This window comes from Desulfuromonas acetoxidans DSM 684 (assembly GCF_000167355.1).
Lineage (GTDB): Bacteria > Desulfobacterota > Desulfuromonadia > Desulfuromonadales > Desulfuromonadaceae > Desulfuromonas > Desulfuromonas acetoxidans.
This window is the reverse complement of the sequence record NZ_AAEW02000003.1, coordinates 224,416-244,141: the sequence shown is the minus strand read 5'-3', so window position 1 is coordinate 244,141 and position 19,726 is coordinate 224,416. Positions and strand designations below refer to the sequence as shown.

General features: G+C 49.5%; 19 protein-coding genes and 2 tRNA genes. 11 read left to right on the top strand and 10 right to left on the bottom strand.

Going from position 1 to position 19,726, the window contains the following annotated elements; translation table 11 throughout:
- Nucleotides 1-264: 264 nt before the first annotated feature.
- From DACE_RS18050 to gltX, 6 genes are all read left to right on the top strand, one after another.
- Complete coding sequence (locus DACE_RS18050; RefSeq protein WP_155808977.1) at nucleotides 265-411, top strand: hypothetical protein; 147 nt, start codon at nucleotides 265-267, stop codon at nucleotides 409-411.
- Nucleotides 412-455: 44 nt separating this feature from the next.
- Nucleotides 456-758 (top strand): MTH1187 family thiamine-binding protein, encoded by a 303-nt coding sequence (locus DACE_RS03710; protein ID WP_005998424.1) that lies wholly within the window; start codon nucleotides 456-458, stop codon nucleotides 756-758.
- Between the two features lie 264 nt (nucleotides 759-1,022).
- Nucleotides 1,023-1,096: transfer RNA gene (locus tag DACE_RS03705), tRNA-Cys, on the top strand.
- A 54-nt stretch (nucleotides 1,097-1,150) separates the two neighbouring features.
- Nucleotides 1,151-1,966, top strand: coding sequence for a sulfite exporter TauE/SafE family protein (locus tag DACE_RS17780; RefSeq protein WP_005998422.1), 816 nt, complete (start codon nucleotides 1,151-1,153; stop codon nucleotides 1,964-1,966).
- 174 nt (nucleotides 1,967-2,140) lie between these two features.
- Nucleotides 2,141-2,944, top strand: a complete 804-nt coding sequence (gene amrB / locus DACE_RS03695) for an AmmeMemoRadiSam system protein B (protein ID WP_005998420.1) — start codon at nucleotides 2,141-2,143, stop codon at nucleotides 2,942-2,944.
- Between the two features lie 98 nt (nucleotides 2,945-3,042).
- Nucleotides 3,043-4,437 carry a glutamate--tRNA ligase gene (gltX, locus tag DACE_RS03690; RefSeq protein WP_005998419.1) on the top strand — a complete coding sequence of 465 codons (1,395 nt, stop codon included), beginning with the start codon at nucleotides 3,043-3,045 and terminating at the stop codon, nucleotides 4,435-4,437.
- Between the two features lie 72 nt (nucleotides 4,438-4,509).
- Here the strand turns inward: gltX and DACE_RS03685 are convergent, their stop codons facing one another.
- Nucleotides 4,510-4,986, bottom strand: coding sequence for a ferritin-like domain-containing protein (locus tag DACE_RS03685; protein ID WP_005998417.1), 477 nt, complete (start codon nucleotides 4,984-4,986; stop codon nucleotides 4,510-4,512).
- Between the two features lie 233 nt (nucleotides 4,987-5,219).
- On the opposite strand from DACE_RS03685, the gene DACE_RS03680 reads away from it, so the two are divergent.
- Both DACE_RS03680 and DACE_RS03675 read left to right on the top strand, forming a co-directional pair.
- Nucleotides 5,220-5,582 (top strand): translation initiation factor Sui1, encoded by a 363-nt coding sequence (locus DACE_RS03680; RefSeq protein ID WP_005998415.1) that lies wholly within the window; start codon nucleotides 5,220-5,222, stop codon nucleotides 5,580-5,582.
- A gap of 403 nt (nucleotides 5,583-5,985) precedes the next feature.
- Nucleotides 5,986-7,983 (top strand): CHASE4 domain-containing protein, encoded by a 1,998-nt coding sequence (locus DACE_RS03675; protein WP_005998413.1) that lies wholly within the window; start codon nucleotides 5,986-5,988, stop codon nucleotides 7,981-7,983.
- A gap of 86 nt (nucleotides 7,984-8,069) precedes the next feature.
- Here DACE_RS03675 and DACE_RS03670 read toward each other — a convergent pair whose 3' ends face one another.
- Genes DACE_RS03670 through nadB form a run of 3 tightly spaced genes read right to left on the bottom strand, consistent with a single transcriptional unit; the run spans nucleotide 8,070 to nucleotide 10,161 of the window.
- The gene (locus DACE_RS03670; protein WP_005998411.1) at nucleotides 8,070-8,279 is read right to left on the bottom strand and encodes a hypothetical protein; all 210 of its coding nucleotides are present in this window, start codon (nucleotides 8,277-8,279) and stop codon (nucleotides 8,070-8,072) included.
- A gap of 2 nt (nucleotides 8,280-8,281) precedes the next feature.
- Nucleotides 8,282-8,554 (bottom strand): chorismate mutase, encoded by a 273-nt coding sequence (pheA, locus tag DACE_RS03665; protein WP_005998408.1) that lies wholly within the window; start codon nucleotides 8,552-8,554, stop codon nucleotides 8,282-8,284.
- Nucleotides 8,555-8,562: 8 nt separating this feature from the next.
- Nucleotides 8,563-10,161, bottom strand: a complete 1,599-nt coding sequence (gene nadB, locus DACE_RS03660) for an L-aspartate oxidase (RefSeq protein ID WP_005998406.1) — start codon at nucleotides 10,159-10,161, stop codon at nucleotides 8,563-8,565.
- A 226-nt stretch (nucleotides 10,162-10,387) separates the two neighbouring features.
- On the opposite strand from nadB, the gene DACE_RS18775 reads away from it, so the two are divergent.
- The 3 genes from DACE_RS18775 (at nucleotide 10,388) to DACE_RS03645 (ending at nucleotide 11,734) form a co-directional block, all read left to right on the top strand.
- A complete protein-coding gene (locus DACE_RS18775) occupies nucleotides 10,388-10,963 on the top strand; it encodes a lytic transglycosylase domain-containing protein (protein ID WP_040366165.1) in 576 nt (191 codons plus the stop codon).
- Nucleotides 10,964-11,560, top strand: coding sequence for a CDP-diacylglycerol--glycerol-3-phosphate 3-phosphatidyltransferase (gene pgsA / locus DACE_RS03650; protein WP_005998402.1), 597 nt, complete (start codon nucleotides 10,964-10,966; stop codon nucleotides 11,558-11,560).
- A 99-nt stretch (nucleotides 11,561-11,659) separates the two neighbouring features.
- A tRNA-Gly gene (locus DACE_RS03645) sits at nucleotides 11,660-11,734 on the top strand.
- A gap of 300 nt (nucleotides 11,735-12,034) precedes the next feature.
- Here the strand turns inward: DACE_RS03645 and DACE_RS03640 are convergent.
- The 6 genes from DACE_RS03640 to DACE_RS03620 form a co-directional block, all read right to left on the bottom strand.
- On the bottom strand, nucleotides 12,035-13,378 hold the full coding sequence (locus tag DACE_RS03640; protein WP_005998401.1) for an MFS transporter: 1,344 nt from the start codon (nucleotides 13,376-13,378) through the stop codon (nucleotides 12,035-12,037).
- A 94-nt stretch (nucleotides 13,379-13,472) separates the two neighbouring features.
- Entirely contained in the window at nucleotides 13,473-14,036 is a 564-nt protein-coding gene (locus tag DACE_RS03635; RefSeq protein ID WP_005998399.1) for a TetR/AcrR family transcriptional regulator, read from the bottom strand.
- A 107-nt stretch (nucleotides 14,037-14,143) separates the two neighbouring features.
- On the bottom strand, nucleotides 14,144-15,379 hold the full coding sequence (locus DACE_RS03630) for an L-lactate MFS transporter (RefSeq protein WP_005998397.1): 1,236 nt from the start codon (nucleotides 15,377-15,379) through the stop codon (nucleotides 14,144-14,146).
- A gap of 377 nt (nucleotides 15,380-15,756) precedes the next feature.
- On the bottom strand, nucleotides 15,757-15,900 hold the full coding sequence (locus tag DACE_RS18045) for a hypothetical protein (protein WP_155808976.1): 144 nt from the start codon (nucleotides 15,898-15,900) through the stop codon (nucleotides 15,757-15,759).
- 444 nt (nucleotides 15,901-16,344) lie between these two features.
- The gene (locus tag DACE_RS03625; RefSeq protein WP_005998395.1) at nucleotides 16,345-16,692 is read right to left on the bottom strand and encodes a 4Fe-4S dicluster domain-containing protein; all 348 of its coding nucleotides are present in this window, start codon (nucleotides 16,690-16,692) and stop codon (nucleotides 16,345-16,347) included.
- A gap of 49 nt (nucleotides 16,693-16,741) precedes the next feature.
- Nucleotides 16,742-19,006: a molybdopterin-dependent oxidoreductase gene (locus DACE_RS03620; protein WP_040366163.1), complete on the bottom strand. Its 2,265-nt coding sequence runs from the start codon at nucleotides 19,004-19,006 to the stop codon at nucleotides 16,742-16,744.
- Nucleotides 19,007-19,726: the final 720 nt, after the last annotated feature.

Below are 19,726 nucleotides of genomic sequence, written 5' to 3'. Positions count from 1 at the left end.
CCCGGAGGAATATATGATTTCGCGGCCCATAATATTTTGTTTCACTACCAAAATGTTGTTTTAAAGCAAGGTTAACAAGGCGTTTGGTGTGTCCCCAACTTACCCTTGTTAGAGGAGGGACCGGTTTAGACTTGTTACTTTTTAGGAACCCTTTGTCCAAGTGTTTGGGGCCATTCCCCTGGGCCGGGGTTCAAAATTGGGGTGTGGGGCCCCTGGAGAAGAATCCAAACCGTTGGTTTCGATGAGGGGGGACAAACCCGATCAATGGCCAAAAAAATTAGAGGGGGTGGTATCCAGGTGGTGACGGATGTGAGTCGGGATAATGCCGCTGCCCTGCTGCGCACGTATCAAGCGCAGCAAGGGGGTGATTTTTTAAATTTACCGTTTACATTCGTGAGCATGCTTTTCTAAACTTGTGGGATCATTTTTTCAACATATGACGACAGGAGGAAAATATGGCCGTCGTTCAAATCAGTTGTACACCGCTTGGTGAAGGTAGCGGAGGGTTGTCCAAATTTGTTGCCGGTTGTCTGCAACTGGTCAAAGAATCGGGTTTGAACTATCAGTTGACGCCGATGGGCACCATACTCGAAGGGGAACTGGACGAAATTTTTGCTCTGGTGCGCAAGATGCACGAATCGCCATTTAATGCCGGTGCACATCGCGTGTCGACGTTGATCAAGATCGATGATCGCCGTGATCGTGAACATACCATGGAACGCAAGATGCGTTCAGTGGAAGAGCAACTGGTTGAATAACCTGCTATGATTACAAAAAAAGGTTTAGCACGATGTTGAAATCCTCTTATCCTGGGGCTTTTCAACCCCGCGAGTTTTAAAAGCGATTTGTGCCTTGTTGACAAAATCTGGCTCTTAAAAATCCGTCCTAGATTTTTGTCGCTCGTTCATGGGTTCCACGCGCTGTTTTTCAACAGTCTGTTAAAGACTTTTTTCTTGACAGTAATCACAGTGATTTGATATCACTAGCGGGCCTTGACGCAAGGAGCATTTTTTTGACGTCACGGCCCCGTCGCCAAGTGGTAAGGCAGAGGCCTGCAAAGCCTTTATCCCCAGTTCGAATCTGGGCGGGGCCTCCAAATATTGAGCCAGCCTGTTTGTCAGGCTGGCTTTTTTCATTTCAGGAGTTTGCCATGACATTCTGGGCCCCACAGGTTCTCGTTGGATTCGCTGTCCTCGGTATCTGTGCCGGATGTCTGTCAGGGCTTCTCGGCATCGGTGGTGGCGTCATCTTGGTGCCGTTGTTCTTATGGTGTTTTCACCTTGTCGGGGTTCATCCCGATGTGCTGGTCCATTGTGCTTTTGCCACTAGCCTGGCCATTATTATTCCAACCTCCATCAGCAATACTTTGGGACACAATGCTCAAGGTCATGTCGATTTTCATCAGGTGGTCTTTCTGGCGGTGGGATCTGCTTTGGGAGCCCTGGTTGGTGCCTGGGGCGCTTCCATGCTTAGTGGCCCGATTTTAAGGGTCTTGTTCGGGGTGATGCAATTGACCGTGGCGGCAAAACTGGTGTTCGGCGGTATGTCTCCGTCCGAAAAAGCACTGATTGATCGCCCGATTTCACTGCTGGTTGTCGGTGGCATCAGTGGCGCGTTTTCAGCTTTTTTCGGTATTGGCGGCGGCGTTATTGCCGTACCGTTGATGGTCCTGTTTTTAAGCTTTCCCATCCATCTCGCCGTTGGTAACTCCAGCGCCCTGATAGTTGTCTCCTCTTTAACGGGAACTCTGGCCTACATTTATAATGGTTGGCAGATCTCTCATCTTCCTCATGGGGCGGTGGGGTTTGTTGTTCTCCCTGTCGTGCTTCTTGTGCTGCCGTTCTCTCTGATCGGATCACGAATCGGCGTCCGACTTGCTGGTGCTTTTTCCCATGCTAAACTGGTTAAGGTATTTGCAGTGCTTTTGGTTGTTGTCGCCATTCGAATCATGTCGACTGCCTTATAGCAGCGTTTTGAAAAAAGCCCCATTCGTCAATGTTTCGATGACGCAAGGCGCAAATGTGGTTCTCGTCTTGCTCATAACGATCAAGGAGTAACAAGGTCGTTCTTCAACCGTCATGGCATCTCGCCGGACGCCGTTAATCGCTCATGACATCGGGTGCGTTGATGGGAGGAAAATATGATTCGCCAGCCAGCTGTTTCCGGTCAATTTTACACTGATGATCCCTATGAATTAAGGCAACAGGTCGAGCTGTTTCTGACAACGGATCAGCCAGGAAAGCCTGCCTATGGTGTGATGATGCCCCATGCCGGTTATATGTATTCGGGGGCGATTGCCGGCGAAACCCTGGCTGGAGTGGATGTGCCGGACACTGTTCTGTTATTGGGGCCGAATCATCGCGGCATTGGTCATCCTTGTGCACTTTACTCTCAGGGAAGTTGGAAAACACCTCTGGGCGAGGTGCCGATTGCTGAAACCATGGCTCAGCGCCTGCTTGATGCCGTGCCCCATTTGACGGGGGAGATGCAGAGTCATCAGGGTGAACATTCTCTTGAAGTTTTGTTGCCGTTTTTGCAGGTGAAAAATCCTAATCTATCCATTATCCCTCTCATGCTCGGGCCGCTGTCCTTTTCGATCCTTCAGCAACTCGGCGCAGGCATCGGCGCGGTTCTCAAAGAGGATGGGGGGAGGGTGTTGATCGTTGCCAGCTCCGATATGACCCATTATGAACCTTCGAGTGTGGCACGTAAAAAAGACCAACTGGCACTCGATGCCCTGTTGCAACTTGATGCTGAGGCCCTCTACCACCAGGTAAAGAGCGAACGTATCACCATGTGCGGCGTTTGTGCTGCGGTGTTGATGGTGGAGATTTGTCAAGCTCTCGGAGCCCACCATGCCCGTCTGATCCGTTACGGTGATTCCGGTGATGTCAGCGGTGATCATTCCGCCGTCGTCGGCTATGCCGGTGTTGTGGTCGATTGACAGCCTGCCATTGATAAATCCCTTGTTTCCCTCCGATGGTTGCAGTATAAAACCAAGGTCGCAATGACCTTTCTTTTTTAATCCATCAGGAGTTTCCCATGTCTGATCTACGTGTCCGTTTTGCCCCGAGTCCTACCGGCTATCTGCATATCGGTGGTGCCCGTACCGCACTGTTCAATTATCTTCTTGCCCGTAAAGAGGGCGGTACGTTTATTTTGCGTATCGAGGATACCGATGTGGAACGTTCGACTCAGGAGTCAGTGGACGCCATTCTTCAGGCGATGGATTGGCTCGGGTTGTCCTATGATGAGGGGCCTTTTTATCAGACCGAACGTTTTGATCTGTACAAAGCTAAAATCCAGCAACTGCTTGATGAGGGCAAGGCCTATAAATGCTATTGCTCCCAAGAAGATCTTGATGCCAAACGCGAGGCAGCCATGGCTCGCGGCGATAAACCGCAATACGACGGCACCTGTCGCGCTCTTGAACCTCGTGATGATGATACACCCTACGTCATCCGTTTTAAATCCAAAGAAGCCGGTGTTACCAGCTTCAATGACCGGATTAAAGGAACGATCAGTTTCAATAACGAAGAACTGGATGACATGATCATTCAACGTACCGATGGCACCCCGACCTACAATTTTGTCGTAGTCGTTGATGATGCCGAGATGGGGTTGACCCTGGTCGTGCGTGGAGACGACCATGTCAACAACACCCCCCGCCAGATTCAGATTTATGAAGCGCTGGGTTATGCGGTCCCGGAATTTGCCCATGTGCCGATGATTCTCGGTTCCGATAAAAAGCGCCTGTCTAAACGGCATGGGGCGACTTCAGTCATGGCGTATCGTGACATGGGGTATCTTCCTGAAGCGATGGTCAATTATCTGGTGCGCCTTGGTTGGTCGTTCGGTGATGAAGAAATTTTCTCTATGGATGATCTGGTTGAGAAGTTCAGTCTTGAAAATGTCGGTCGCTCTGCCGGGGTGTTTAACCCTGAAAAACTGTTGTGGCTTAACGAGCATTATATCAAGACCGGAGCCCCGCAACGTCTTGGCGAACTGCTTGGTGAATACTTGACGACCCTTGGTTACCCGCCTGTTGACGGAATCGATTTGGCGGAAGTGGTCAAAACTTTGCAGGACCGCAGTAAAACCATGGTAGAGATGGCGGAAAAAGCGGTTTTCTATGTCACGGATTCCGTTGAATTCGATGAATCCGCCGCCGAGAAATTTTTGACTGCGGATCAAAAGCCGGTTTTTCAAGCGCTGGCAGATGCATTTGGGCAGTGTGAATTTACACCTGAGGGTGTTGAAGCGGCATTTAAAGGGGTGCTGAAAGAGACCGGGCTCAAGTTTGGAAAAGTTGGTCAACCGACCCGTGTTGCCTTGTCCGGTGGCACCAGCGCTCCGGGCATCTTCGAGGTGATTCTGGTTCTTGGCCGTGAGCGCACCCTGCAACGCCTTAACGGAGCCATTGCTCGGATTGGCTAGAATGCCTTGTGCTGATAAACAATAAAGGCCACAACGTCATGTTGTGGCCTTTTTGATTCAGTCTGTTGAGGATCAGTTCTCCGTGAGAAAGTGTGCCTCGTAAAGGTCTTCCAGTTTCTGCAGATTGAGGCTTTCATCGTTGGCCAGTTGCTGAAAGATTGGCGCCATTGGCGCGCCTGTACAGCCTTTAGCCAGTTTGTCGTAGAATTCGAGATTGTTTTTTTTCAAATGAATCACATAGGCCAGAGCCTGACGAGAGTCGGCTTCTGCGTTGAGCTCCTGCTGTTTAAGTAGGTCATCCAGATGCATCAGGGGCATCGTTTCCTGCAGATGCTCATCAGGGTCGATTCCTCCTTCGATCAATGCTTTTTCCAGGCGCTGCTTGTGGTCGATCTCCTCCAGAGCAGCATCTTTGAGAATCATCCCGGCAGAGCGGTCCTTGACGGTTCTGATGGCTTGCAGAAAGGCCCGGAAGCAACGCTGTTCCATGGTAAGCGCCATTTCCAATGCTGTTTCGAATGTATAGCAAACTCCCTGTTGTTCTGTCATGGCGTACCTCCTTGTTTTAGTGGGCCAACGTTATTCCCTGGTGCCCCGTGTGGTTCGTTCTCTTGTTTCTTTGCGGCCGTTTTTCCCGTTGTCAATGGTGTGCGTTGTCAGAATGTCTTGACCGCAGCAAAACGGACTCAAAAATGATACAAGAAACTGAGCCGCCGGGACTCTATTTAAAAATTAACAGCTTGTTATGACCTGTCAATTTAACGGACAGGGGAAAGGGTGAGATGATCGGTTTTCATGATGACGATTGCCGTCCGGTGTACAGCAGCGAAAAAGGGCGATTGTGCCCTCAGTGTGGTGAGGCGATCAAACAGTGTCGTTGTCAGGCGGCCCCTGTTGCACCTGGTGATGGCATTGTACGAATCAGTTTTGAAACAAAAGGGCGCAAAGGGAAAGGCGTGACTGTGATTCGAGGCATTCCGCTGGCAGGTGCTGACTTGAAAGGTTTTGTCAAAACATTGAAAAAACAGTGCGGTAGTGGTGGGGCGGTCAAACAGGAGTCCGTCGAAATTCAGGGCGACCATCGCTCAAAGCTGCTGCCCTATTTGCAGAAGCAGGGCTGGAAAGTCAAGTTGAGTGGTGGCTAGTTTCCTATATGGTTGGTTCCGTCGTCCAATTCTGGCCTTTTTTGCCGCTGACGCTGTTCTGCTTTCTTGGCTTGGTATATATTTGGCTTCCTCTAATACTCAAGAGAGGGTTTTTAGCCCCACCTTTAGATGGGGCTAATGGATTGGTTTGGGGGATTTCCCCCATCACAAAAGTTGATCAAAAAAAATGCCGTATACACCTCAGTGAAGTTTCTCTTATGGGGGCAGTAGTGTTTCTTGGGGTTTGCTGACAAACGCCTGTTGAAATTCTTATAGGCCAAAGAATTGGTATCCATCTTGCTCTTTAGTTCTTTGTCTCATGAGCGCCAGCGAGTGCGTGTTATGACCATGAGCCATCAAATGTAAATGGATTCCATTTTAAGATGTGAGGCCTCCCTGCTTTATGAGATTGAATCTTAAATCGCGCTTGTTGCTGACCTACGCAGGCTTTGTTCTGATTGCCCTTTCTGTGGCGTTGTTCTCCTATTATTATTTTGTCTTGCCCGGCTATGCGCTGATTGAAAAGCAGGATGCCCGTCACCATATGGAACGGGTCCTGTCCTCGATTGATCGAGAGGTGGTTAACCTCGACCGGTTGGTGCGTGATTATGCCTTTTGGGATGACACCTACACTTTTATCAACACCGCTAGCGAAGCCTACCTGCAAAGCAATTACCTCAATGAAATGCTCATCGATAACCGTTTGAGCAGTGTGGCGATCTTTAACAGTCACGGAACGTTACTTTATTATAAACATCTGGATTTGGTCTCAGGTGTGGAGCGGCCGCTTGATGATTCTATGTACAATGATGCGCTGGTCGAATTGGGAGGAGGTCTCATACGCCCCGCCTCCGGGTTGTTGGCCGGCGACAATGGCTTGCAGATGGTAGCGGCACGCTCCATTATGACCAGTGATGCCCGTGGACCGGTGAGGGGAACGTTGGTATTCACCCGGCCACTGGATTCGGCGTTGATTAATGATCTGTCCCGTCAGTTCCGTTTTGATATTCAGGTGACGCCGTTGCAACGAATCAGCGCAAGAGCACGTCAGCAACTCAAACATATTACCCGCACAGAACCTATTTCAATCCATGCTTCAGGTGATACAACCCTCGATGCTTTTGCCAAACTGACGGACTTGGACCAGAAAGAGATCGCTGTGGTTCAGATGAAGCTTCCGCGGACTCTGTACGTTCATACGCGAAATATTATGATGTCCTCCCTTGGTTTTGCGCTGTTGAGTATTTTGTTGATGGCCTTTGTGTTTGCCGCCACGGTACGACGAATGGTCATGCAGCCGTTCAAAGAATTAGCCAACGTGATTCACTCTTATCGCGGCAACCGTATTGCACCGATGCCCCTGACGTTATCGTGTGACAATGATATGGGTGGACTCGCCGAAGAATTCAATTATCTGCTGACGGATTTGGAGGAGAGTCGAGTCCACCAGACTTTTTCAGAAGAGAAAACCGATCTGATTAAACGGGTGGTGCCCAGCGCAATTTTTACAGTCGACAGCAATAAGGTGATTACCAGTTGGAATGCTCGCGCCGAACATATTACCGGTTATAGCGCCGCAGAGATGGTTGGCAGTACCTGTTTTCTGTTCGCTCAGACGCCCTGTCAGGAGAGCTGCGGTTTGTTTGATGAAGGGATCGATAAGCCGATTATGGGGCGCGAATGCACCATCCGGCACAAAAACGGATCGGTGCTGACCGTCAGTAAAAATGCCGATTTTCTGCGCGATGCCCAGGGGCATATCATTGGCGGGATCGAGTGTTTTGAAGACATTACCGTGCGCAAACGCTCGGAAGAAGCTCTGCAGTGGGAATTGGCGCTCAACAGTCGGTTGGCCAAGCTGTCTCATTCCATACTGCACAATGCCGGTAATGTACGGGAGGTGGCCGGTGAAGTCCTTGAGTATGCTCGAAACCTGACCGGCAGCAGCCACGGTTTTGTTGCAGAACTTGATGAGCAGGATCAGTTTCAACGGTTATGGGATTACACGCCGATGTTTGAAGGGTTGCAAAAACATCAGGGCCATCCCATTATTCCGGCCCCGGCCAATGGTCGCGGTTCTTTGTTGCATTCGGTTTACAAACGGCAAAACGGCGTCTATTTCAATTCGTTGGAACAGCTCAGCGTCGTCAACCTGGCCGATGGAATCAGTGAGGAGATCTCCCATTTTATGGCAGTTCCGGTGTGCGACAGCAAGCGCATCATTGGCCAGGTCGCTCTGGCCAACAATGCCGAGGGCTACGGAAAGCGCGAGTTACAGGCCGTTGAACAACTGGCGGAGCTGTTTGCTGTGGTTTTATCCCAGGCTCAAGATGTTCAATGTTCGGATGATGTGGAAACTTGTCACTATGTGGTGAAGAGCCTGGAAGTTTGTCAGATGTAATCATGTCATGTGATGTAATGAAAAAAAGCCATCATGCCTGGGGGGCATGATGGCTTTTTTATCGTCTTTTTTCAGCCTGTTACGGATCAGGATTCTGGCGGTATTTTAAAAACAACATGTACTCCGGGCAGTGTTTCCAGAGTTGTCGTGCTGAACTCCCGGGTATCACCAATAACGCCGAGAATCGTGCGATTTGCTCCGGTTGACTGGTGAAAATCGAAATCTTCATCAATCAGATATTGTTTGACCTGCTGCAGGTTCTCCTCTGATACGTCTTTTTTCATCACCACCAACATGGTCAGCGTCCTTTCGATTTAATCCGTTCAAGGGTCCGTGATTCGTCAATCACCCTCTCAAACAGACGTTTGATGGCCTGGTTGTCCAATGGGCCGGGATTTAACGCTGTCATTTTATTAAAAATGCGCTTTTCCCGGTCCGGATCATACACTGGCAGGTCGAGTTCTTTTTTTAGATGGCCGATGGCCAGAGCCAGTTCCGCCCGGCGATTGAAAATCTTCAAAAGCTCGTTGTCCAGGCGGTCGATTTCCTGGCGGATTTCATCGATCGTCAAAATGCCCCCTAAAATGTTTTACGTAAAATCGTGTCGTGTTTGCAGTGGATGTCGTCCGTCTGCGGATAGTCGATGGTATAATGCAGGCCGCGGCTCTCTTTACGTTTCAGCGCGCAGCGGATAATCAGTTCGGCAATTGTTGCCAGATTGCGCAACTCAAGCAGATCGGTGGTGACATAAAAATCCCAGTAATAATCGGCGATCTCTTCCTGAATCATCTGGATGCGACGCAGAGCACGAATCAGGCGCTTGTCCGAGCGGACAATGCCGACATAGTTCCACATGCTCATGCGGATTTCGTCCCAGTTATGTTTGACTACCACCTCTTCATCACTGTTGGTGGCGCTGCCGTAGTCCCACGGTTCGACAGAAGGGTAGTCAAAGGTTTCCTTGCTGACCACTTCAATCGCTTTATCCGCCGCACGTTCGCCGAAAACCGCTCCTTCGAGCAGACTGTTGCTGGCCAAGCGGTTGGCGCCGTGCAGGCCGGTGCAGGAGACCTCACCGATGGCAAACAGGTTGCGGATTTCGGTCTGACCATGATTATCGACCTTGACCCCGCCGCACAGATAGTGGGCTGCCGGGACCACGGGGATCGGTTCTTTGGACATGTCAACGCCGTACTTCATCAGCGTTTCATAGATGTTGGGGAAGCGTTGCTGAATGTAGTCGGCGCCTTTGTGGGTAATATCGAGGAACACGCAATCATCGCCGTTGGTTTTCATCTCATTGTCAATGGCGCGGGCGACAATATCGCGTGGGGCGAGATCCTTGAGCTTATGATATTTCTCCATGAATGCCGTGCCGTCGGCCCGTTTGAGAATCGCCCCTTCACCACGGACCGCTTCGGAAATGAGAAATGACTTGGCGTGGGGGTGGAACAGGGTGGTGGGGTGGAATTGCATGAATTCCATGTTGGCCACCGCAGCCCCGGCACGATAGGCCATGGCCACGCCGTCACCTGAGGCGATATCAGGATTAGAGGTGTACAAATACACTTTGCCTGCGCCGCCCGTGGCAAGAACCGTCACCTGAGCACCAAAGGTGATCACTTCTTTGTTTTTGCTGTCGAGCACATACGCTCCCAGGCAACGATTATCCGGTACCCGACGGTGTTTGACTTTTGCCTCGGTAATCAGATCAACCGCACAGTAATATTCATAGACGGTGATGTTGGGATGCTTGGCCACAGCCGCCGCCAGAGCGCGTTCAATCTCCCGTCCGGTAATGTCCGAAGCGTGAAGGATACGGCGGTGACTGTGACCGCCCTCACGGGTCAGGTCGTATTCACCGTCGCTGTTTTTAGTGAAATCCGTACCAAAGTTGATCAGATCTTGAATGGCTTTCGGCCCGCTTTCAACGACCAGATCAACAATGTCGCGGTGTGACAGAAAGGCCCCGGCAACCATGGTATCTTCAGCGTGGGCTTCGAACGAATCATCTTCGGAAAAAACCGTGGCAATGCCGCCCTGGGCATAATTGGTTGAGGTTTCGTAAATCTCGCGTTTGGTGACGATGGCAACCGTCCCCTGTTCCGCGACACGCAGTGCAAAAGACAGCCCGGCAATTCCGCTGCCGATAATAAGAAAGTCAGATGTGATCTTCATTGCGGTCCCCTGGAGGATAGAATAGAATTAAATAACCATTGCATAACGACAGATCCTCGCTTGAATATAGGATCGTGCTAGACTTGTAAACATTAAAACATAAGCAACTCCGCATTATTGGCGCTGGAAGTTGCTCCTGTCAAGCGCTTTGACGGTTGTGCAGGCATTGTAGAATGTGTTGTTTTCGTTTAAAGTGAAGCGTTTAATGGCCATCGGGATGAAAACCATGAATATGCGCTATCACATTGCTGTTGGGATCCTGTTATGTTTGCTCGGGGCGGTTACCTCGGGGCATGCCGCGATCTATAAATACGTCGATGCGTCCGGTCGTATCCATTTCAGTAATGTCCCGGTGAAATCCCACTATTCATTTTATGCCCATGAAGCCGGAGATGGCGAAGCATTATCCCGCTCCGTGACAGATCTGATCAAACGCTATGCCGTGCTTAACCGTCTTGACGTCAACCTGGTGCGCGCGGTGGTGCGGGCTGAAAGCAATTATGATATAAACGCGCTTTCCTCCAAAGGCGCCATGGGGCTGATGCAATTGCATCCGGAAACCGCTAAAGATCTGAAGCTTTCCGATCCCTTTGATCCGTTGCAGAATATTTCCGGAGGCACCCGTTATCTACGTCAGATGCTGGATCGCTTTAAAGGTAATCTCGATTTGGCTCTGGCCGCTTACAATGCCGGACCGAGCACTGTCGAACGATACGGTGGCATCCCCCCGTATCAAGAAACACAGAACTATGTTGAAAAGGTCAAACAATTTCAGAAACTCTACCGTCGGAGTGATACATAAATGAAACTCAACACCTCATCACTGAACCTGCCTAATATGCTGACGTTGGGCCGAATCGCCTGCGTTCCTGTTGTCATGCTGTTATTGTTATCCGATTCCCGTACCATGGGTTTTTGGGCGGCTGTGGTGTTTTCCATTGCTGCGATCACCGATTGGCTGGATGGCTACCTGGCTCGTAAATGGCAACTGGTGACCGTCATGGGCAAGTTTCTCGATCCGTTGGCCGACAAGTTGATTGTCATGGCGGCTCTGATCATGATGATCCCTCTGGGACGCGTGCCCGCCTGGGCGGTGTTTTTGATCATTGCCCGTGAAGTGACCGTGACCGGACTGCGCTCCATCGCCTCATCCGAAGGGATTGTTATCGCTGCCAGCAATCTGGGGAAATACAAGACCATCTTCCAGATGGTGGCGATTATCGCCTTGCTGCTGCATTATGATTACTATTGGTTTTTCGGGCTGCAGTGGGAGATCTTTCACGTTGATATGCAGTTCGTCGGCAGTTTCTTCTTCTATGTTTCCTTCATCATGGCCATGTGGTCCGGTGGTGATTATCTGTATAAGTTCTACAATGTTCTGGCCGGCACACAAGACTAGAGTCTGAGGTCAAAGGAGGGGAAAAACAAAAATGTTATTTTCCCACTTTTTTTGTTTGACTTGATCGTGGTGTTTTTGTTAAAAAATGTCTCGCTCAACGCGGGAATAACTCAGTGGTAGAGTGCAACCTTGCCAAGGTTGACGTCGCGAGTTCGAATCTCGTTTCCCGCTCCATTAAATACAAAAGCCCAATCACGACTGTGGTTGGGCTTTTTATTTTTTCAGCAACGAAGAGGAGTATGTTTGTCTTCCTCTCTTCTCGCCAACAATTTTTCTTAATTTCTGACTGAAATGCGGTGCGTTACTACTCGATATAAATACCTACTCTGTGAATTCGGCTGTGTCATTCGCCTTGAGTCAACGGTTCTCCAGCTTAAGGTAGGTGGGACGTTGTCCGGATAAAGAACTCTGCCCCATAAACCGCAGTGGTTTATGGGGCAGGGTAAAGATCTGAGAATAAGATCTATTTAGGATTTAGACTTCGCCGCTTACTGATGCTCGCATGTGTCGCTGTAGAATAATAACGATGATAGCAATGATCAGGGCGCTCGAGCCGTTGATTGCACAAATTTTGAAAACACTCCAGTTCCGAGACAGATAAAGCCCACCGATGACCGGAGCTATAAGGGAACCGATTTTGCCGATTCCGTACGCCCAACCGATTCCGGTTGCGCGCACTTCAGATGGATAGACCGCAGAAGCCAAGCCCATCAGAGACGAGTTGCCACCGTTTACCAGCATGCCGGTAAAAATCGATACGACGATGACGATATAGAAGCTGCTTGACGAAAAATATCCAAAAGCAAGCATGGCGATAAAGGCACCGACAAACAAATATTTAACAACATTGAGTTTGTTGAATTTGCTCATGCAGCGGCCGATACAGAAGCAGGCGATGACCGAGCCGAGATGAATAAAAGCAAAACCTAAGCTGTATTGTTGAACGGTTGCACCGCTCTGTTTGAGCAGGGTTGGAACCCAGGAGAACAAAATCCAAAGCAGATAAAAACTCAGGTAGAACAGGGCCCATATCAGCAGAGTGGTAATCTTGAGGTCGCCAGAAAATAGACTTTTGATGGGGCCACCTTGTTTTTTTGATGCAGTTGGGGCGGTCAATTTTACGTTGTCGATACTCGGCAGATTTTTATCGACGCGGCTTAAGATGCTGTGGGCTTTACTTAAGGCATTCTTGGAACCGGTGCGAACCAGGTGGTGAAGCGATTCAGGCACAAACAGCAGCACCAAAAAGGCAATGAAGACAGGGAGGAGGCCGCCGAGGTAATAAACTGACTGCCAACCGTAATGGGGTAACAGGTAGGCCGCCGAGAAGGCCGCAATCATCGCACCGGTCGGCATGCCAGCCCACATATAAAGAGACAGTGATGCACGTGCTCTGGAGGGGGCAAACTCACTGCCAAAAGCAAGAGCGTTAGGGATGGCTCCCCCCATTCCCAGACCGGCCAGAAAACGATAGAGTGCCAGTTCTTCAACACTTGAGATGTGGGAGATCATAAAGGTGAAAAAGCCGAATACCAGCGCACAGACGAACATGGTTTTTTTGCGGCCGTAGCGGTCAGCCAACATGCCGATCAGTACTGCGCCGATCATAGGGCCCAGTTGCCCTGCACTGATGGCCAGGCCCATTTCTGCTGGACTGGCACCCAGGTGGGCGGCGATTTTAGGGATTGTGACACCGATGACGGTCAGGTCGAAACCGTCAAAAAAGACGACCGAAAAGCATAGGAGGCAGACCCAGACCTGATAAAAAGAAAAGGGCAGATCATCAAATGCTTCATTGACGTTGATTACTTTTTCCATGAAAGAAGCTCCATTTTGATGCGTACAAAGTTGTAAGTCAGTGGAACCAAGGCATCAAGATCTTCGCTTTAAGCCAGTCGGCCGTCATAGCTGGCTATTGATTGTCTGATGCAATGATACCGTAGAGCAAAATGTCCGTCATTGTAACAATCGCATTGTGAAAGGTTTGATTGTTACGGGTTAGGTATTGATACTCATTGAGTCCGTTAATTGTTCCCCGGTAGACCTGCTGCAGAACACTCAAGTCGATTGGTCGGAAAAGTTTTTGTTGGACACCGCACTCAATCAGTTTTTTTATTTCTTCCCACCTGTCATCGAAAAAACGTTCAAAATTGCCCCATTGCTCGGGAAGTAGGCGTTTGATGTCAGCAATACTGCGTGAACTCAGAGGTCCAAGCGCTTTTGGTGCTGTCGTCATCAGGGCGTTTAGTTTGTCAATTGTTCCCAGCTGCTGCGAATTGGCGATCTCTTGAACCTGACGCTGCAAGTCGTTCAGTATTTCATTGAGAATTGATGTGACCAGTTCGTTTTTAGAACTGAATTGCTCGTAGATGTAGCGTTTGCTGACCGCGAGTCGTTTTGCCAACTCGGCGACGGTAAAGCTCATCCCCTTTTCGTTCAACAGGCATAAGGTTTCATTACGAATTCGTTCCAGCATGAAGTTCTAGGCCTTTCTGCCGGTACCCTATCGGTATCGTGGGTACCGGCAAAAAAAACAGAACGGGACCTCACCTGAGATGGGCGCAGATCCCGTCAAATCCTTACCTATCTAACCTTGTCCTGCGTTTTGTTGTCCATTGTTCTGTAAAGGAATGCAAAAACAAGACCGACCACATTGACGCCCAGGGCAATCCAGAAAGCCTGATTGTAGTCACCACTGGCGACACGAATTTTCGCTGCCAGTAACGGACCAGTTAAAGCGGCCAGACTGAAGCCGATAAAGGTGACGCCGTAGTTGACACCAAAGTTTTTCATGCCATAGCGCTCGCCGATAATGGGCGGGATCAGGCACAGGAAGCCACCAAAAACGGCACCGACGCCAATACCTGAGGCAACAAAGCCAGCCACACAGGTGGTAAATGTCAGGTTGAGCATGGACAGAGCTGATACAATGTACATCAGCATGATGGTATTGGAACGGCCGATTTTATCGGAAAGAGCACCGAATCCAATCCGTCCAAAGGCATTTGCTAAGGTGATTACGCTGACGAAGAATGCCGCTTTCATCGGCGGCAGATCAAACATCAGTTGGCCGATGGGGGAGGCATGTGCAACAACCATCAGTCCTGACATGGCACCGCAATACAGCATGATCATGATTACCCACCAGATCCCTTCGCTGATCATTTGGGTCCATTTGGAGTTTGCGCCGGCGGGTGTCGTCGTTGTTACTACCGGAGGCGTCCAACCATCGGGAATGTAATTGGCCGGAGCCCTTTTGGTTACGGTCAGAGCCAACGCGATCACAACAAAGAACACTGAGCCGAGAATCTGAAAGCAGCCCAAGATGCCGTATTTTATGATCAATACGCTGGCAATAGGGGCCATGAGCATCGCGCCACAGCCATAACCCGCAGCACAGATGCCGGCAGCGAGTCCACGTTTGTCGGGAAAGAACTTAACGGTGTTCGCCATAGTACCGGCATAAACTACGCCACCGCCGATACCCGCCAGGGTACTGTAGGTCAGGTAGAGCTTGCCGATCGACGAACCTTCAGAGAGAAAGCCGGTTAGAATAAGTCCGGCACTAAACATGAGGCCACCGATGACGATGGTTGTTTTTGAGCCGAGTTTATCTTGGATAAAGCCCCCACCAATCATGGAGACAGGGCTGAGACCATGGTTAATGGTGAAAGCCAGGGCGAGTGCCGGCGGAGCCCAGGTGAACAGGGCACCTAAAGGCTTAGCAAAGACGCTCCAGGCGTAAAGTGTGCCGATACAGAGGTTCATGATAACGGCAGCAGCCAGGATCAGCCATCGATTGTAGTTCTGTTCTGACATATTTTTCAATCCTTCGCGTGTGAGTAGTACAAATATGCCTGCCGGGGAAGGAGGTTAGCTGGAGGCTTTCCCCGGCAGGCACCGACCGCTGTCTTTTCAGGGTCGCAACGTACACTGGCACTGAAGTTCTCAGTGAGTTTTTCTTTTACCCCTCTTTATTAGCTTCTGTTTCCAGATCAGTTTTGCAGAACGGGCATTTCTTTTGTTTTACGCCGCCAAGGGCGACCAATTTTTTTCCACATTTCGGGCATTCTTGCGGTTTTTCTACGCCACCAGGTCTAAAGCACATAATATGTCTCCTTAATTATGTTAATAAGTCTGTTTAACTATGTCTACAGACTAGGGAAAGTAAATAATTTATACTACTTTTACTATTTTTATTTTTCTTTTTCTTCTTCAAACGTTATTTTGCCACCATTGTATTCTTTAGATGGCTTAAACTTAGTACTTCCGTAGTTTTGTCCAGGTTTAGCAGCAAGTGGATTAAGAGGCTTTTTGACTTTTTTCTTTTCATCGGCCATGATAAATTCCTTTCTCTAGTTGACTTTTTTCATAAAGTCATTGGTATATATTGCTAATAATTATGTAGCAAACTTATCTATAAATAACTTACAAAAAATCTGTTGGAGAAACACTATATGCTGGACCTGTAATCCATATTGCGGTGGCTGTAAGCCACCTAAACCAAAGCCGATAAAATGTGATAACTGTGGAACATTTAATTTTCACGATTCGGCTACATGTAGAAAGTGCAAGCACGTTTTGCCTAAAAGGCCGGAACCTGAACCTGTCTTTTGTCGATATATTGGTGAAATGTTCACACACCTGTTGTTGACCCTACCGACTGACATGGTGTTTGTGATCCATCAGTACCCAGCAATTTACGCAACTTTAATTGACACGAATGTTTCACCTTCTTTTTCTGGCTCCCCCAACGGATGTTGGGGGAGCCAGTGTCGTTCTATTTACACGTTGTAGATCACTACTTTCGGACCCAATTCCGCAGCTTTCTTAACCAGGTCTTCCAGAGGTCCGTACTCCATGCATTGAGCATTGCAGTGCTTGACTGCAAACTTGATGTCCTCACCGGGTTCCAACTCAGGATTGGAACCGACGAGCTGAGTCGGTACCGGGATGTAGTCCCACTCGAATTTACCGGGGGTTACTTCCCAGGGGCCGTGCTCAAGCAGTTTGATGCCGTGTTTACCAACAGGCAGGTTCAAAATTTTCTTGATGGCTACCTCACAAGCATGGCAGCCAGTACACCATTGATAGTGAATCAACAGTCCGTTTTGGGTTGCTTTTTCGGACATTTTTTTCCTCCAATTCTATTTGGTTTCGGCCAAACGTTTTAATCAGCGATTACACTTCGATGTTGTAGCTATCGAAGCTGTCCAGACGTGAAGCTTTACAAATCATCTGCTTCATGGGGCAACCGAAACCAAGCTTTCCGATATGCTTATGGGGAACCAAGGTATTAATGTTCGACTGCCATACGCCATAGAGACTCGGCTCTTCAGCGTCCTTCTCAGGGAACCACCAGCCGTGAGTTGCGTGAACAACTTTCGGGTGAATGGTCGGAGTCACCTTAGCTCTGAGTTTTGCTTTACCGAACATGTTCTCCAGCAGGACCCAATCCCCGTGGTTGATACCGAGGGCGGCTGCTGTGTCCGGATGCAATTCTACTTCCGGATCAGGATCGATCTCACGCAGTACAGCGATTTGACGGTGCTCGGAGTGGAACGAGGTAACTTTACGTGCACCGGTGGTGAGGATCAGGGGATACTCGCTGAACAGTTCCGGAGTACTGACCGGGCTGTAAGGCGGCTCTTTGAAGTACGGCAGGGCATCGTCACCCCAGGCTTCGAACAGTGTGGAAGACAGCTCAACCATACCGGTAACGGTGTTGAAGCCAGGCTCGCCATCACCACGCAACAGGCCTTTTTCGTATTTCTTGTAGATGTAGTCCGGTTGGAATGCACCCATTTCACGCAAGCCGTCGAAGTCAACGCCCAGCTCAGGCTCAAGCTGCTTGGTGAAGAAGTCAGGCACATCGTCGTAATCCCACATTTCGGGATGCATCTTTTTACCCAGCTCGATGCAGACTTCGATATCGGACTTAGTATCGCCAACGCGCAGTGCCTCGTTGATGGGACCGAGGGTTACAGCATTACGGCCGAAGTGAGTAACAACAACGCCATCTTGCTCAGCGAAAGTCGATACGGGCAGGAAGATATCACCGAACGCCATAGCGGTCGGGGTCATGAAGACATCCTGAACAACGTTGAATTCCAAAGACTTCAGGGCATGGTACCAGCGGTCAGGCTGAGCCGAGCAGGTCGGGGTGATAAAGTTACTACTATTGAACCAACCCATGCGCAGCTTGTAGGGCTTGCCACTTTCCAGAGTGTCCAGAGTTTCGTCCGGGTGAGTGGTCGCCATTGCAGTACTGAGTGCAGGCCACTCTGCAGCGCCGATACGCTTTTCCCACAGCTCGTCTGACAGGTTGCTGCGAGTTTCAACGCGCCATTTACCGAGCAGTGCAGCCGGGGGACCAATGGTAACACCACCAGGCACGTCCAGATTGCCGGTAACAGCCATAAGGGACAGGATTGCGTGACCCATTTGAACACCGTTGGGGTTCTCGTCAGTTGCCAGACCCCATTGGATTGAGCACGGCTTGGCAGTTGCCATCATGCGGGCACAACGGATGATTTGATCTTCCGGAACCCAAGTGATGTCGGCAACTTTGCTCGGCGGATACTCTTGAACGCGCTCTTTGAGCTCGTCGAAACCGTAGGTCCAGTTTTCGACGAAGTCTTTGTCGTACAGTTCCTCATTGATGATAACGTTGAGGAAACCCAGACCCAGAGCAGAGTCAGTACCAGGACGCAGTTGGCAAACTTCTTCACAACGGGTACCCAACCAGGTGATACGGGGGTCGATGTGAATCATTTTTGCGCCGCGCTTCATCATGTCGATGAGGGCATGACCGAAGAAACCGTCAGGGTTGGAGTACAGAGCCATTTTACCCCATTCGACGATCAATTCAGGCATGGTGAAGCGAGGATCGTCGTAACGATCTTCATAGAAACCAGCATAGTCGATTTCAGGATAACCGGCGCCCAGAACGTAGTCGGTGATGGAGCAACGAGGACCGTAGCAGGACCAGCCACTCAGCGGGTAACATACGTTCGGTGTGCCGATGGAAGCAAAACCGAGCGGGTAGTAGTAGAGGCATGCCTGACGACCGGTACCACCGAAAACGATGATCGATTCAGCACCATGCTTCTCTTTGTATTCTTTGATCTTAGGAACAATAATATCCCATGCTTCGTCCCAGGAGATCTTGGTCCACTTGTCTTTACCGCGATCTTCCGGCTTACGCTTCATCGGCGTCAAAATCCGGGAGGGGTGGTGGACATAGTCAGCCAAAGTCAAGTTACGGACACAGAGGCGACCTTGACTGATGGGATGTTCTTCGTCACCCTCGACTTTAATCAGCTTATCGCCTTTGACGGTCAGCTTCATGCCGTAACCAACGGGGTGGTCTCCTGGAGGTGACCAGGCACAAGTCCTTACTGTAACGGAACCATCCTCATTTTCTGTTTTCCATTCTTTACTCATTGCCATTGTCTTGTTCCATCCTTTCATTCTCTAATCGTTAATTCAAACAAACCATCCACGTAAATCTTTTCGTTGCACCTCCTTTTCGATTTGTTGCATGAGGTATTTCCACTGCATGCAAGTCATAAAATGGATTTTGTTGTTGCTATGGATAATTGCTATGAGTGTGCCAATCTTTGAGGAAAATTCTGTATTTGTAAGTATCTGAAATAAAAAAGGAAAAATGGGTTTGTGGATTTTCTTTGAATTCTTTTTTTGAGATAGATTAATCGTGCAAAGAGGATGTTTTTCTATCTAAGTATCTGAAAATAGAGGACAAGTTGTTTGTCCCAGGTGGTATCAAATTAGGAACGCCCGTTTAAGGCATAAATATGCGACTTAAGAGGTGCAGTACCGCTGTTGCTGGCCATGATCGGCCGCATGTTTGTCTACAAACAAACCAGGAGGTTAAAAAGGCGGGTGCTGCTTTGCACAAACCACGAGCCAATCGCTGACATCAGCAGCCTGCTTGAGGTTTACGCGATGGAGGTGGGATGAGGGAGTCCTCCCTTCTCAGGCATTTCCCCATCGCTATTTATATGATTGAACAACGTTTCAATGGTTCAGGATGTCGCTCAGATTGAAATCATCTCTGCAAACAGCCAACATAACGCGTTGGATACAACAGATGGAGTTGTCCCATTGTGATCATGCTGTGTTCAAAGTGAGAGACATGACCGG

What these genes read in the sequence shown, in the direction of transcription:
- DACE_RS18050 (WP_155808977.1), top strand. Translation starts at nt 265, where the DNA reads ATGGCCAAAAAAATTAGAGGGGGTGGTATCCAGGTGGTGACGGATGTG.
- DACE_RS03710 (WP_005998424.1), top strand. Translation starts at nt 456, where the DNA reads ATGGCCGTCGTTCAAATCAGTTGTACACCGCTTGGTGAAGGTAGCGGA.
- DACE_RS17780 (WP_005998422.1), top strand. Translation starts at nt 1,151, where the DNA reads ATGACATTCTGGGCCCCACAGGTTCTCGTTGGATTCGCTGTCCTCGGT.
- amrB (WP_005998420.1), top strand. Translation starts at nt 2,141, where the DNA reads ATGATTCGCCAGCCAGCTGTTTCCGGTCAATTTTACACTGATGATCCC.
- gltX (WP_005998419.1), top strand. Translation starts at nt 3,043, where the DNA reads ATGTCTGATCTACGTGTCCGTTTTGCCCCGAGTCCTACCGGCTATCTG.
- DACE_RS03685 (WP_005998417.1), bottom strand. Translation starts at nt 4,986, where the DNA reads ATGACAGAACAACAGGGAGTTTGCTATACATTCGAAACAGCATTGGAA.
- DACE_RS03680 (WP_005998415.1), top strand. Translation starts at nt 5,220, where the DNA reads ATGATCGGTTTTCATGATGACGATTGCCGTCCGGTGTACAGCAGCGAA.
- DACE_RS03675 (WP_005998413.1), top strand. Translation starts at nt 5,986, where the DNA reads ATGAGATTGAATCTTAAATCGCGCTTGTTGCTGACCTACGCAGGCTTT.
- DACE_RS03670 (WP_005998411.1), bottom strand. Translation starts at nt 8,279, where the DNA reads ATGTTGGTGGTGATGAAAAAAGACGTATCAGAGGAGAACCTGCAGCAG.
- nadB (WP_005998406.1), bottom strand. Translation starts at nt 10,161, where the DNA reads ATGAAGATCACATCTGACTTTCTTATTATCGGCAGCGGAATTGCCGGG.
- DACE_RS18775 (WP_040366165.1), top strand. Translation starts at nt 10,388, where the DNA reads ATGAATATGCGCTATCACATTGCTGTTGGGATCCTGTTATGTTTGCTC.
- pgsA (WP_005998402.1), top strand. Translation starts at nt 10,964, where the DNA reads ATGAAACTCAACACCTCATCACTGAACCTGCCTAATATGCTGACGTTG.
- DACE_RS03640 (WP_005998401.1), bottom strand. Translation starts at nt 13,378, where the DNA reads ATGGAAAAAGTAATCAACGTCAATGAAGCATTTGATGATCTGCCCTTT.
- DACE_RS03635 (WP_005998399.1), bottom strand. Translation starts at nt 14,036, where the DNA reads ATGCTGGAACGAATTCGTAATGAAACCTTATGCCTGTTGAACGAAAAG.
- DACE_RS03630 (WP_005998397.1), bottom strand. Translation starts at nt 15,379, where the DNA reads ATGTCAGAACAGAACTACAATCGATGGCTGATCCTGGCTGCTGCCGTT.
- DACE_RS18045 (WP_155808976.1), bottom strand. Translation starts at nt 15,900, where the DNA reads ATGGCCGATGAAAAGAAAAAAGTCAAAAAGCCTCTTAATCCACTTGCT.
- DACE_RS03625 (WP_005998395.1), bottom strand. Translation starts at nt 16,692, where the DNA reads ATGTCCGAAAAAGCAACCCAAAACGGACTGTTGATTCACTATCAATGG.
- DACE_RS03620 (WP_040366163.1), bottom strand. Translation starts at nt 19,006, where the DNA reads ATGAGTAAAGAATGGAAAACAGAAAATGAGGATGGTTCCGTTACAGTA.